This window comes from Rhizobium etli 8C-3 (assembly GCF_001908375.1).
Taxonomy (GTDB): domain Bacteria; phylum Pseudomonadota; class Alphaproteobacteria; order Rhizobiales; family Rhizobiaceae; genus Rhizobium; species Rhizobium etli_B.
This window is the reverse complement of sequence record NZ_CP017241.1, coordinates 3,737,501-3,751,010: the sequence shown is the minus strand read 5'-3', so window position 1 is coordinate 3,751,010 and position 13,510 is coordinate 3,737,501. Positions and strand designations below refer to the sequence as shown.

Sequence of the window (13,510 nt, the reverse complement as noted above, 5' to 3'; positions counted from 1 at the left end):
GCCAGGAAGAAGACGGCTTACGGAATCGCAAAGATGCTGATTTCGTGAGTGATGCCGCGAAGCGTGACTTTTTGCGACATGGGATTGAGGCCGCGATCCGTCAGGAGGCTGAAGGCGCGCGGGTCGCCTAACACCGAGCCGGTCGCGAAGATTTCGCGCGATGTGGCCAGATGTTGGACCCGCGAGGCGATGTTCACCGTCTGCCCGAAGTAATCCTGCCGTTCGTTCAGGTTCACGGCGATGCATGGTCCCTCGTGGATGCCGATCTTCAGAAGCAGATCTTCGCTGCCACGTTCCTGGTTGAGCTTGCGCATCGCCTCGCGCATTCGCATGGCCGCGATGACTGCGCGGTCGGGGGTCGGGAAAGTGGCCATCACCGCGTCGCCGATTGTTTTGACGACAGCACCCGCTTCCGCGCCAACGATGTCGTTGAGAATGCCGAAATGCGTTTTCACGAGGTCGAATGCAGCGAGGTCGCCTACTCTTTCGTAAAGCTCGGTCGAACCGCGCAGATCGGTAAAGAGAAAGGTCAGGCTGGTGATCTTCAACCGCTGATCCACTTCTATCGTGTCGGTGCGATAGATGTCGCGGAAGGTCTGGTTAGAGAGCAGGCGCTTGGCAGTCAGGAACGGGCGGCGGCGGCCGAGCAAACCATGAAGGGCCTCGTTTGCAACGCAAACCGATGGCAAGGTGCGGACTTCGGTGTGGTTCTCCACCGAAATGCGTACCGGACCTGGCCTCAGCTCAAGGGGCTCGCTGTGCCGGTGTGCGCGATCGAATACAAGCGAGAGGCTCTGTCGCTCCTTGGTTGGCGCGCCTTTGATATCCAGGAACTGCGCTGCATGGGTGACAGGTTCGAAGATGATGACGAAATCCGAAGGCAGCTGCAAGGAGATGACGGCTTTCTCTCCCGGCGGCAGTTCGAGGCATTCAAGCACGAATTCGTCGACCTTCGCCTCAAAATCCTCCTCCGGCAGGTCGACACCTGAACTCCAGTAGATCTGGCGGAAATATTCCAAGGGCGGCAATTCGTGCGGATTGTGAGCGGCAATGCGGCGCACGCGCGGGCTGACAGTGAAGGTGACTTCGACCATCTCGTCCAGCGTCGGCTCGTAGCCCGCAGCACACAGTGCGCAGTTATACTCGTCGCTCTGGACGGTCCTCAGCGAGGTATTGGCATCGAGCACCCCACCACAGCCGGGACACAGCACGTTCCATGACAGATCGAATATGCCGAGGCGGGACGCATGCAGAAATGCGTTGACCACCGGCTCCTCGCCGAGGTCCTCGCTGGCTGCGAAGGCAAGCGCATTGATACGGCAAAGCTTGCGGTCGGGTCCGTCACGGACGAGCCGCTCCATAGCGTTTACGATTTCCGGCTGCGCCGACTGGCGCAGTTGTGCGAATAATGACCGAGCCTCACTCATGACAAACATCCTACACCGAATCCGATACGCGATCAGCGGATTTCCTCAAGGTGGCTGAGATTGTCCCGCGGGACCTTCCGTTTCAATCGACGGCCACCTTGCCACCCCGTTTCAAACTCGCTAAGAGACGCCGCAACTTGGGCCCCCGGGTGCAAGGCCTTAGAAGGGTTCCAAAGACTCCTTGTCCGGTCCTTCGGCCATGCTGTTTTGAGGGCTCCGTCATGCCGGGTCTGGCTTTTCGTCTCTCCCGGCGTTTGCTGTGGTAGAGGCTTATGGCACGCATCGTAATGAAATTCGGCGGAACGTCCGTCGCTGATCTGGACCGCATCAAGAACGTTGCCCGCCATGTGAAACGTGAAGTCGATGCCGGCCACGAGGTTGCGGTGGTGGTGTCGGCGATGTCCGGCAAGACTAACGAGCTGGTTGGCTGGGTGCAGGGGACGCCGAAGGTCGTCGGTGCCAATTCACCTTTCTACGATGCGCGCGAATATGACGCGGTCGTCGCTTCGGGTGAGCAGGTGACATGCGGGTTGCTGGCGATCGCGCTGCAGGCCATGGACATCAATGCGCGCTCCTGGCAGGGCTGGCAGATCCCGATCCGCACGGACAATGCGCATGGCGCTGCCCGCATCCTTGAAATCGACGGTGCCGACATCATCAAGCGCATGGGCGAAGGTCAGGTCGCCGTCGTCGCCGGTTTCCAGGGTCTGGGGCCGGACAATCGGATAGCGACGCTTGGCCGCGGCGGTTCGGATACGTCGGCGGTGGCGATCGCGGCTGCTGTCAAAGCCGATCGCTGCGATATCTATACCGATGTCGACGGCGTCTATACGACCGATCCACGCATCGTGCCGCAGGCGCGTCGACTGAAGAAGGTCGCCTTCGAGGAAATGCTCGAAATGGCCTCGCTCGGCGCCAAGGTGCTGCAGGTCCGCTCGGTCGAGCTTGCCATGGTGCACAAGGTCCGTACCTTCGTGCGCTCCTCTTTCGAAGATCCCGATGCTCCGGGCATGGGTGATTTGTTGAATCCGCCCGGAACGCTGATTTGTGACGAGGATGAAATCGTGGAACAGGAAGTAGTCACCGGCATCGCCTATGCCAAGGATGAGGCTCAGATCTCGCTTCGCCGTCTTGCTGACCGGCCCGGCGTTTCCGCCGCGATCTTCGGCCCCCTCGCCGAAAGCCATATCAACGTCGACATGATCGTCCAGAACATTTCAGAGGACGGTTCCAAGACGGACATGACCTTCACTGTGCCTTCGGGCGACGTTGAGAAGGCAATCAAGGTGCTCGGCGAGAACAAGGAGAAGATCGGCTACGACGTCGTGCAGAACGAATCGGGCTTGGTCAAAGTTTCGGTCATCGGCATCGGAATGCGTTCACATGCAGGTGTTGCCGCCACCGCCTTCAAGGCTCTTGCCGAGAAGGGGATCAACATCAAAGCGATCACGACTTCGGAAATCAAGATTTCCATCCTGATCGACGGTCCTTATGCGGAACTCGCTGTCAGGACTTTGCATTCCTGCTACGGTCTGGATAAGAATTGATTCCCAGCAGGAATGCCGCATTTAAGTTGTGAAGTCACGCGGCGTCTGCCGGGTTACTTTGCTTTTGTTTTTGGAGCTTGAGACGCCATGAGAGACCTATCCGGCGGTCCGCGCGTGCTGCTCAAGCGGCTGCGCGAGTTGATGGCGGAGCCGCTGGAGCCGCAGGAGCGTCTCGACCGGATCGTTCGGCAGATTGCCAGCAACATGGTGGCGGAGGTTTGCTCCGTCTACGTGCTGCGCTCTGACGGCGTTCTCGAACTTTATGCGACTGAGGGCCTTAAAAAAGAGGCCGTCCACCTGTCGCAACTGAAGATGGGTCAGGGCCTCGTCGGTACGATCGCCGCGTCGGCGCAGCCGCTCAATCTCTCCGACGCACAGTCGCATCCCGCTTTCCGTTATCTGCCGGAAACCGGCGAAGAAATCTACCATTCCTTCCTCGGCGTGCCGATCCTGCGCACCGGCCGATCGCTCGGCGTTCTCGTCGTGCAGAACAAGGCGAGCCGCACCTACCGCGAGGAGGAGCTAGAAGCGCTCGAGACCACGGCGATGGTGCTTGCCGAGATGATCGCCACCGGCGAGCTCAAGAAGATCACGAAGCCCGGCCTCGAACTCGACCTGACGCGCTCCGTCACGATCAACGGCGATACCTATAACGAAGGCATCGGGCTCGGTTATGTCGTGCTGCACGAGCCGCGCGTCGTCGTCACCAATCTTCTCAACGAAGATTCGGAGAAGGAAATCCGCAGGCTTGCGGAGGCGATGGGCTCGCTTCGGATTTCGATCGACGACTTGCTTTCGAGTCGCGACGTGTCGATGGAGGGCGAGCATCGCGAGGTTCTGGAAACCTACCGCATGTTCGCACATGACCAGGGCTGGGTGCGGAAGCTCGAAGAGGCAATCCGCAACGGCCTGACGGCGGAAGCAGCGGTCGAAAAAGTCCAGAGCGACACCAAGGCGCGAATGATCCGTCTGACGGATCCTTATCTCCGCGAGCGCATGCATGACTTCGAAGACTTGGCAAACCGCCTTTTGCGGCAACTGACTGGCTACACTGGCCACACTTCGGGGGATGGTTTCCCCGGTGACGCGATCATCCTCGCGCGCGCCATGGGCGCTGCCGAACTGCTCGACTACCCGCGGGCCAATGTACGCGGCCTGGTCCTCGAGGAAGGTGCCGTCACCAGCCACGTCGTCATCGTTGCCCGTGCCATGGGCATTCCGGTGATCGGCCAGGCGGCCGGCGTCGTCGCACTTGCCGAAAACGGCGATGCCGTGATCATCGATGGCGACGGCGGCCATGTGCATCTGAGGCCGTTGCCGGAGCATCAGAGGTCCTACGAGGAAAAAGTCCGGTTTCGCGCGCGCCGCCAGGAGCAATTCCGCGCGCTGCGCTCCGTCGAGCCGCTGACGAGGGACGGGCAGCGGATTTCGCTGCTGATGAATGCCGGGCTTCTGGTCGATTTGCCGCAGCTTGCGGAATCGGGCGCCGAAGGTATCGGCCTGTTCCGCACCGAACTGCAGTTCATGATCGCCTCCACGATGCCGAAGGCCGATGAGCAGGAAATCTTCTATCGCAACGTGCTGAAGCAGGCGGCCGGCCGCGTCGTTACCTTCCGCACGCTCGATATCGGTGGCGATAAGGTCGTGCCCTATTTCCGCGGCCACGAAGAGGAGAATCCCGCACTCGGCTGGCGTGCCATTCGCTTGTCGCTCGACCGTCCAGGGCTGTTGCGCACGCAGCTTCGCGCCATGCTGAAGGCGGCGGCCGGCGCTGAGCTGAAACTCATGGTGCCGATGGTGACCGAGGTTTCCGAGATCGCTACCGTTCGCGAGCTTTTGCAGAAGGAGGTGCAGCACCTTTCGCGCTTTGGTCACGGCCTGCCGCGCAAGCTGCAGTTCGGTGCGATGTTGGAGGTGCCGGCGCTACTTTGGCAGCTCGACGAACTAATGGCGGCTGTCGATTTCGTCTCGGTCGGCTCCAATGACCTCTTCCAGTTCGCTATGGCGGTGGATCGTGGCAATGCGCGCGTTTCCGACCGCTTCGATACGCTGGGCAAGCCGTTCTTAAGGCTCTTGCGCGACATCGTGCGAGCCGGTGAGCGCAACAATACGCCGGTGACATTGTGCGGCGAGCTTGCAGGCAAGCCGATATCGGCGATGGCGCTGCTCGGCCTCGGATTTCGCTCAGTGTCGATGTCGCCGGCCTCGATCGGGCCGGTAAAGGCAATGCTGCTCGGACTTGATGCCGCGGCCCTGGCAAAGGTCATGAACGAGGCGTTGGACGATATTCATGCAACGACTCCGATGCGCGAGGTGCTTGCCCACTTCGCCGAGAGCCACAATATTCCCCTTTAGCAGATTACAAGAAGAATCGGAGTGAAGGGTGGCGAAGCTTCCCGTTGAAAAGATGCGCGAGCTGGAACGCCGCTTCGGCGAAATCGAAGCGCGGATGTCGGCCGGCCCGTCGGCGGACGTCTACGTGAAGCTCGCCTCCGAATATTCCGAGCTGCAACCGGTCGTCACCAAGATCCGCGCCTATGAAAAGGCTGAAGCGGAAATTTCCGATCTCGAAGCTTTGCTCGAAGACAGGTCCGTCGACCGTGAGATGCGTGATCTCGCGGAGCAGGAATTGCCGGATGTGAAGGAGCGCATCGAGGCGCTGGAGCAGGAAATCCAGATCCTGCTGCTGCCGAAGGATGCCGCAGACGAAAAAAGCGCGATCCTTGAAATCCGCGCGGGTACGGGAGGCTCGGAAGCTGCACTCTTCGCAGGCGACCTTTTTCGCATGTATGAGCGTTTTGCCGCAGCGAATGGCTGGAAGGTCGAAATTCTTTCCGCAAGCGAGGGCGAAGCTGGCGGCTACAAGGAAATTATCGCCACGATCACCGGCAAAGGCGTCTTCGCCAAGCTGAAGTTCGAGTCCGGCGTGCATCGTGTGCAGCGCGTGCCCGAAACAGAAGCAGGTGGGCGAATTCATACCTCGGCAGCAACGGTCGCCGTACTGCCGGAAGCGGAAGAAATCGACATTGAAATCCGACCGGAAGACATCCGTATCGATACGATGCGATCGTCCGGGGCGGGCGGCCAGCACGTCAACACTACGGATTCAGCGGTGCGTATCACGCATCTGCCGACGGGCATCGTCGTCACCAGTTCGGAAAAGTCACAGCACCAGAACCGCGCCAAGGCGATGCAGGTACTGCGTTCGAGGCTCTATGATGCCGAACGGCAAAGAGCCGATAACGAACGTTCCGCCGATCGCAAGAGCCAGGTGGGCTCCGGCGACCGCTCGGAGCGGATACGCACCTACAATTACCCTCAGGGCCGCATTACCGATCACCGCATCAATCTGACGCTCTACAAGCTGGACCGGATGATGGAAGGCGAGATCAACGAGGTGGTGGATGCCCTGCTTGCCGATTATCAGGCAAGTCAACTGGCTCTGCTTGGCGAGCAGCAATGACCGGAACGCGGCCGACGGTTTCCAAAGTTCTCGCCGAAGTCCGCCGCCGCTTCACCGAAGCCGGCATAGCCGATCCGGCAACGGATGCAAGGCTACTCGTTGCCGGATTGCTGAAGTTTTCCTCGACCGAAATTCTATCACGCGGCAATGAACCCGTCGCTGGCGACAAAGAGGCCTTGATCCTTGCAGCTGTCGAAAGGCGGCTAGCGCATGAGCCGGTCCACCGTATTCTCGGCGAGCGGGAGTTCTACGGCCTGCCGCTTTGGCTTTCCGCCGAGACGCTGGAGCCGCGGCCGGACACGGAAATCCTCGTCGATACGATGCTTCCTTATTTAAGAACCCTTGCAAAAACGGAGGAACATCTCCATATCCTTGATCTGGGAACCGGAACCGGGGCAATATGCCTTGCGCTTTTGAGCGAATGTCCGGAAGCATCGGGTATCGGAAGCGATGTATCCGCAGGTGCCCTCAGAACGGCCGAATCAAACGCTGCGAGAAACGGATTGAAGGAACGGTTTGAGACTGTGCAATCCAGTTGGTTTCAAAACATTCACGGTATGTTTCACGCAATCGTCTCAAATCCGCCCTATATTGCTTCCAGTATCCTTGACAGTCTCGCTCCTGAAGTAACGAAATTTGATCCGGCGACAGCTCTGGATGGTGGCCCCGATGGGCTTGACGCATACAAAGCGATAGCCAAGGATGCTGCCGGGTTCATGCAGCCAAACGGCGTCATAGGACTGGAAATCGGTTACGACCAGCGCAATCACGTAACGGCGGTCTTCGAGGCCGCAGGCTTCAAATGCGTCGACTCGGCAAAGGATTATGGCCAGAATGACCGGGTGCTCGTGTTCGCACCCATCGCTTCGAGCGACAAATTGCAGCATTGAACAGGACATTACTGCTATTGCGAAGAAAAGGCTTGGATTTCCCGGGGAAGCGATATAGGTTGCCCTCACGCGTTGGGCAGTCAAGAAGGAACGTCGATTCGTTCGCTACTTGGTCGGCCTCGGGGGTCCACTCTTTTAAACGAGAGTTTCAAAGGTTGAACACGACCCAATGCGTGAATCAGTCAATATGACTTGAGAACAAGCGGCAGGTCGGCGCGAAGGCGCATTATGCTTGCGGCACGAAGGCCCTGAGCCGGTTTACCGGCCACGGCGGTTGGTGCCATAACTCCACACAAACAGAGAATTCAGGTGAACGATCTATGAGGCCAGGACAGCAGAACAAGCGCGGTCGAGGGCGTGGCAGTAACAATAACGGCGGCGGAAATAACAACAATAATTTCAACCGCAAGGGTGGCAATCCGCTGACGCGGACCTACGACAGCTCCGGCCCCGATGTGAAGATTCGCGGTACCGCTCAGCATATCGCTGAAAAATATTCGCAGCTTGCCCGCGATGCCCAGAGCTCTGGTGACCGCGTCATAGCCGAGAACTACCTCCAGCACGCAGAGCACTATTATCGCATCATCGCGGCCGCCCAGACGCAGATGCAGGAACGTTTCCAGCGCGACGACCGTAACGAATATACCGACCGCGAAGGCGGTGAGCGCGATGGCGACGAACTGGATACGGCAGACAGCGATGATGCCGTCGTCGTTCAGCCGCCGCGCGAGCAACCTCGTCGCGAACAACGCGCAGAAACTGCTGCTTCTGTCGCCGCCCCGGCTCAGGAAACCAACGACGGAACTGGCCCTCAGCCGGAAATCGAAGGCATTCCGGCCGAAGTCTCCATGGAGGAAGAAGGCGGCCAGCAGCGCGAACGCCAGCCGCGCCGCCGTAACGCCAGCAACCGACCGCGCCGCCCGCGCCGTGCCGAAGGCGAGGGCGAGACCGCTTCCGCCGAAGCACCGGCTCTGGCCGAAGCGGCTACGGAATAGGCTTCGTTCCCGGCTCACAGGAAAATCGTCGTGACAGAGCCGGCAAGCACGACTGCCATCACGATCTTGAAGGCGCGCGCAATGCGCGCGTCTCGAAGCAGTTTCTGCATCAATGCGCCTGCCATCAACCAGGCTAGACCGCTCGGGAAGCCTGCCACAAAGAACAGGCCTGCGAAGGTTGCCGCCGAGCCGAAAGCGCTTTCTGGAGATGCGCCGCAGTAGGCAGCAATCCCACTTACGGCAACCAGCCAGCCCTTCGGATTCATCCACTGAAACACCGCCGCTTGCACAAAGCCCACGGCTTTCGTGCCGCCTTTGGCCTGCGCCACGTCCGTGGTCGCGATCTTGAAGGCTAGCCAAAACAAAAAGGCAGCGCCGATCAGATTCATGATCGTCAGCGCAAGCGGATAAAGCAGAAACAGCTGCGCAAGTCCGAGGCCCGCACAAAAGAACAGCGACGACATTCCCAAGGCCGCACCGAGCACGCAGGGCAGGCCGCGTGTCAAACCCCCGAGCGAGCCGGTCGCCATGATCATGACGTTGCTAGGGCCGGGTGTGATGGCGCCCACGACCGAAAAGGCCAAAAATGCAGCCGTTTGCTCGAAGGTCATCAAGAACCTGCCGTTTAGGAAGCTCCTAGGCATACCAAAAGCGCCACGATAGGGTCTTGAACGTTCGTGCCGTCAGGCCGCGCCGCGTGCTCCCGAAGGGATTCTTCAGCCCGGGTTTCATGGTTCCGGGCTCTTTAAACTCGCAAAAATCCATCCCATATTCTTGCTCGAATGCTTCGTCCCAATTCCAAAAAGGATAAAGCGACGGCTCGCCTTTTGAGGGAGCTCAATCTCAATCATCGGCCTGTGCCTTATAAGGGCAGGGCGATCCATGGAGGTAGAATATGAATATCGAAAAGTATTCCGAGCGGGTGCGCGGTTTCGTTCAGTCCGCCCAGACCTATGCCTTGGCGCAGGGTCACCAGCAATTCACGCCGGAACATGTCCTCAAGGTCTTGCTTGACGACGATCAAGGCATGGCCGCTTCGCTGATCGAGCGCGCCGGCGGCGATGCCAAGGCGGCGCGGCTTGCAAACGATGCTGCGCTTGCAAAGTTGCCGAAGGTTTCCGGCGGCAACGGCAACATCTATCTCGCCCAGCCGCTCGCTAGAGTTTTTTCCACGGCCGAAGAGGCCGCCAAGAAAGCCGGCGACAGCTTCGTCACGGTCGAGCGGTTGCTGCAGGCCTTGGCGATCGAGACGTCCGCTTCGACGTCAGCGACGCTGAAACATGCCGGCGTAACGGCGCAGGGCCTCAATCAGGTTATCAACGATATTCGAAAAGGGCGCACGGCCGACTCCGCCAATGCAGAACAAGGCTTCGATTCCCTGAAGAAATACGCCCGCGACCTGACAGGCGAGGCCCGCGAGGGCAAGCTCGATCCGGTGATCGGCCGCGATGACGAAATCCGCCGCACGATCCAGGTCCTCTCCCGCCGCACCAAGAACAACCCGGTGCTGATCGGCGAGCCCGGCGTCGGCAAGACGGCGATCGTCGAAGGACTGGCACTGCGCATCGTCAACGGCGACGTACCGGAATCTCTCAAGGACAAGAAACTGATGGCGCTCGACATGGGCGCGCTGATTGCCGGTGCAAAGTATCGCGGCGAATTCGAAGAACGGCTGAAGGCCGTGCTCAACGAAGTGCAGTCGGAAAGCGGCGAGATCATCCTTTTCATCGACGAAATGCACACGCTGGTCGGCGCCGGCAAGGCGGATGGAGCGATGGATGCTTCCAACCTGCTGAAGCCAGCGCTTGCGCGCGGCGAATTGCACTGCGTCGGTGCCACCACGCTCGACGAGTATCGCAAGCATGTCGAGAAGGACGCAGCACTCGCCCGCCGGTTCCAGCCCGTCATGGTCGATGAACCGACGGTCGAGGACACGATCTCGATCCTTCGGGGCCTCAAGGAAAAATACGAGCAGCACCACAAGGTTCGCATTTCGGACTCGTCGCTGGTGGCGGCTGCGACGCTGTCGAATCGCTACATCACCGATCGCTTCCTGCCCGACAAGGCGATTGACCTGATGGACGAGGCGGCCGCGCGTTTGCGTATGCAGGTGGATTCGAAGCCCGAAGAGCTAGACGAGCTGGATCGCCGTATCATGCAGCTGAAAATCGAGCGAGAAGCGCTAAAGAAGGAAACGGATGCGGCTTCCGCCGACCGACTGACGCGGCTCGATGCCGAATTAACGGATCTGGAGGAGAAGGCCAACGCGCTGACGGCCCGCTGGCAATCGGAAAAGCAGAAGCTCGGTCTTGCCGCCGATCTCAAGAAGAAGCTTGACGACGCCCGCAACGAACTGGCAATCGCTCAGCGCAAGGGTGAATTCCAGCGCGCCGGCGAATTGACCTATGGCGTCATTCCGGAGCTGGAAAAGCAACTCGCCGATGCGGAAAGCCAGGATAGCGACCGCAGTGCCATGGTGCAGGAGGTCGTGACTCCGGACAACATAGCCCATGTCGTTTCCCGCTGGACCGGCATTCCGGTCGACAAGATGCTGGAAGGCGAGCGCGAGAAGCTGCTCAGGATGGAAGACGAGCTGGCGACGTCGGTCATCGGCCAGGGCGATGCGGTGCAGGCGGTATCGCGTGCCGTTCGCCGCGCGCGCGCCGGGCTGCAGGACCCGAATCGGCCGATCGGCTCATTCATCTTCTTGGGCCCGACCGGCGTCGGCAAGACGGAGCTTACAAAGGCGCTCGCCCGCTTCCTCTTCGACGACGAGACGGCAATGGTGCGCATGGACATGTCGGAATACATGGAAAAACACTCCGTGGCCCGGCTGATCGGCGCCCCTCCCGGCTATGTCGGCTACGAGGAAGGCGGCGCATTGACGGAGGCCGTCCGCCGCCGGCCCTATCAGGTCGTGCTCTTCGACGAGATCGAGAAGGCGCATCACGATGTCTTCAATATCCTGCTGCAGGTGCTGGATGACGGGCGCCTGACGGACGGTCAGGGCCGCACGGTCGACTTCCGCAATACGATGATCATCATGACCTCGAACCTCGGTGCCGAATACCTCACCCAACTGGGCGAGGGCCAGGACAGCGACACGGTTCGCGAGCAGGTGATGGATGTCGTGCGCGGCAATTTCCGGCCGGAATTCCTGAACCGCATCGACGAGATCATCCTCTTCCATCGCCTGAAGCGCGACGAGATGGGCGCGATTGTCGATATCCAGCTGAAACGGCTGGTGGCGTTGCTGGCCGAGCGCAAGATCACGATCGAGCTCGACGAGGATGCCCGCAGCTGGCTTGCCAACAAAGGCTACGATCCGGTCTATGGCGCGCGGCCCCTGAAGCGGGTGATCCAGAAGTATGTACAGGATCCGCTCGCCGAGCAGATTCTTTCCGGCCAGGTGCCGGACGGGTCTACGGTGAAGGTCACCAACGGCTCTGACCGCCTGTTGTTCCGCCCGCGCAATTCCGCCGTCGGCGAAGCAGCGTAAAGAGCGAGCATCCGGAAAAACAAATGGCGGCTGCGGCCGTCATTTTTGTCTGGCCTATTTGCTGGCGACCTGATCGACCGGCTGGTTGTTCAGGAGCGTATCGATGCGCTTGCGCTCGTCCTGGAATTTAGCCAGTGCTTCGCCAGCCAAAGACTTGCCGCCCGGCAGGCGGATGCGGAGCGGATCGACCTTGGTGCCGTTGACGATCATTTCGTAGTGCAGATGCGGTCCCGTGGACTCACCGGTAGTGCCGACCCAGCCGATCACCTGGCCCTGGCGAACTTTGGCTCCGGGCACGATACCTTTGGCAATGGCGCTCTGGTGGTTGTAGGAGGACTCGTATCCGTTGGCATGACGAACGATCGTCTGATTGCCATAGCCGCCGGAATCCCAGCCGGCCTTCTCGACCGTGCCATTGCCGGTCGCGATGATAGGCGTACCGCGGGGAGCAGCCCAGTCGACGCCGGTATGCATGCGGGCAAAACCCAGGATCGGGTGGCGTCGCATGCCGAAACCGGACTTGAAAATGCCGTTCGGCACCGGGTTGCGCAGCAGGAACTGACGGATGCTTTTGCCGTCCTGATCGAAGTAATCGACGTTGCCGTCTGCGTCCTGGAAGCGGTAGAAGCGTGTCACCGTATCGCCAAAACGGGCATTGACGTAAAGCAGCTCGGAATTCGGCGTCGCGCGGCCGCTCGAATCGGTGACGGAGAAAAAGGCCTCGAGGAAATCTGTCGGTCTCAATTGCGCCTGGAAGTCAACATTGGCCGCAAGCAGCTTGATGATCAGCGCCGTCATATCCTTGGTCATGCCGTAGGAAAGAGCGGCGCGATAAATGCCGTCATAAATGCGCGGCAGGTTCTGGCCAGCGGGAACCGAGAGCGAATTGTCGTCGAAGGCAGTCGCGATCGCATCAAGCATGGGCGGTTCGCTTGCCTCGACGAAGCGGCTGTTGTCATCGAGTGCGATCGTGACGAGATGACGCGTGCCACGATAGACGCTGGCGCGGATGAGTTTGGCCTGTTCGCCCTTCTGGATGATGCCGACACGCAGGACGTCGCCCTTGGCAAGATCATCGCTGCCGAGTGGCGGGGCAAGGTTGGCAGAGAGCATCTTCGCCTGCGGCTCGGGATAGCCCGAATCCATCAGTGCCTTGACGATCGTGACGTCCTGGCGGGCCGGCACGATGTCGTCGGCAAATTCCTCAGTCTGCGGCGTGATCGATTCCGGCGCGGACACCGTCATGTTCTGCTCAAGAACGCGGGCCGAAAGGCCCGATGTCAGATCCACATCGTTGTCCTCGTTCGAAAAACGCTGAGGGTCGACATAATAGAGCGCAGCCACCTGAGTGGCGCCGTCGGTCAGCGCCGAACCATTCGAGCGGACATTCTCCTCGACTTCATCCAGGGTCATGCCGGGCGCTGCCTGAAAGTCGCTCTTTCCGGTCGGGAAGGGAACGGTCTTGAGGCTGACCTCGGATTCAACGTCCGAGCCGTAAATCGCGCCGGTGCGCGCGGCCGGAGCGGGCTGTGCCTCATCGGCCGCGAAAATGGCGAGCGCGTCAAAATCGGGATAGTCCTCGGTCGCCACGTGATTGGCGGCGAGCCGCATCTTTACATGCGAGAATGGCTGGCGGCGGACAATTTCCTTGTCACCGTCATGGACGACCGTCGAGACTTCCATGATCGC

The 13,510-nt window shown here is 60.1% G+C and carries 9 protein-coding genes (1 of these 9 only partly in view); 6 read left to right on the top strand and 3 right to left on the bottom strand.

Annotated elements, in window-relative coordinates:
- Positions 1-17: 17 nt before the first annotated feature.
- Entirely contained in the window at positions 18-1,427 is a 1,410-nt protein-coding gene (locus AM571_RS18510) for an adenylate/guanylate cyclase domain-containing protein (RefSeq protein ID WP_074063350.1), read from the bottom strand.
- Positions 1,428-1,699: 272 nt separating this feature from the next.
- Between AM571_RS18510 and AM571_RS18505 the strand changes: the two genes are divergently transcribed.
- The 5 genes from AM571_RS18505 to AM571_RS18485 all read left to right on the top strand — a co-directional run bounded on the left by AM571_RS18505 (position 1,700) and on the right by AM571_RS18485 (position 8,322).
- Positions 1,700-2,974 (top strand): aspartate kinase, encoded by a 1,275-nt coding sequence (locus AM571_RS18505; RefSeq protein WP_074062649.1) that lies wholly within the window; start codon positions 1,700-1,702, stop codon positions 2,972-2,974.
- Positions 2,975-3,061: 87 nt separating this feature from the next.
- Positions 3,062-5,329, top strand: coding sequence for a phosphoenolpyruvate--protein phosphotransferase (gene ptsP / locus AM571_RS18500; protein ID WP_074062648.1), 2,268 nt, complete (start codon positions 3,062-3,064; stop codon positions 5,327-5,329).
- A gap of 28 nt (positions 5,330-5,357) precedes the next feature.
- Positions 5,358-6,437: a peptide chain release factor 1 gene (prfA, locus tag AM571_RS18495; protein WP_074062647.1), complete on the top strand. Its 1,080-nt coding sequence runs from the start codon at positions 5,358-5,360 to the stop codon at positions 6,435-6,437.
- Positions 6,434-7,327 (top strand): peptide chain release factor N(5)-glutamine methyltransferase, encoded by an 894-nt coding sequence (gene prmC / locus AM571_RS18490; RefSeq protein WP_074062646.1) that lies wholly within the window; start codon positions 6,434-6,436, stop codon positions 7,325-7,327. The genes prfA and prmC overlap by 4 nt, the downstream gene beginning before the upstream one ends.
- 320 nt (positions 7,328-7,647) lie before the next feature.
- Positions 7,648-8,322 carry a DUF4167 domain-containing protein gene (locus AM571_RS18485; RefSeq protein WP_074062645.1) on the top strand — a complete coding sequence of 225 codons (675 nt, stop codon included), beginning with the start codon at positions 7,648-7,650 and terminating at the stop codon, positions 8,320-8,322.
- Between the two features lie 14 nt (positions 8,323-8,336).
- Here AM571_RS18485 and AM571_RS18480 read toward each other — a convergent pair whose 3' ends face one another.
- Positions 8,337-8,933 (bottom strand): LysE family translocator, encoded by a 597-nt coding sequence (locus AM571_RS18480; RefSeq protein ID WP_074062644.1) that lies wholly within the window; start codon positions 8,931-8,933, stop codon positions 8,337-8,339.
- A 284-nt stretch (positions 8,934-9,217) separates the two neighbouring features.
- On the opposite strand from AM571_RS18480, the gene clpB reads away from it, so the two are divergent.
- Positions 9,218-11,821 carry an ATP-dependent chaperone ClpB gene (clpB, locus tag AM571_RS18475; RefSeq protein WP_074062643.1) on the top strand — a complete coding sequence of 868 codons (2,604 nt, stop codon included), beginning with the start codon at positions 9,218-9,220 and terminating at the stop codon, positions 11,819-11,821.
- A 54-nt stretch (positions 11,822-11,875) separates the two neighbouring features.
- On the opposite strand, the gene AM571_RS18470 is transcribed toward clpB, so the two are convergent.
- Positions 11,876-13,510, bottom strand: partial view of a M23 family metallopeptidase gene (locus tag AM571_RS18470; protein WP_074062642.1) — the 3' portion only. It continues 297 nt past the right edge of the window; only the last 1,635 of its 1,932 coding nucleotides appear in the window; its start codon lies beyond the right edge, outside the window — the gene reads right to left on this strand; the stop codon is at positions 11,876-11,878.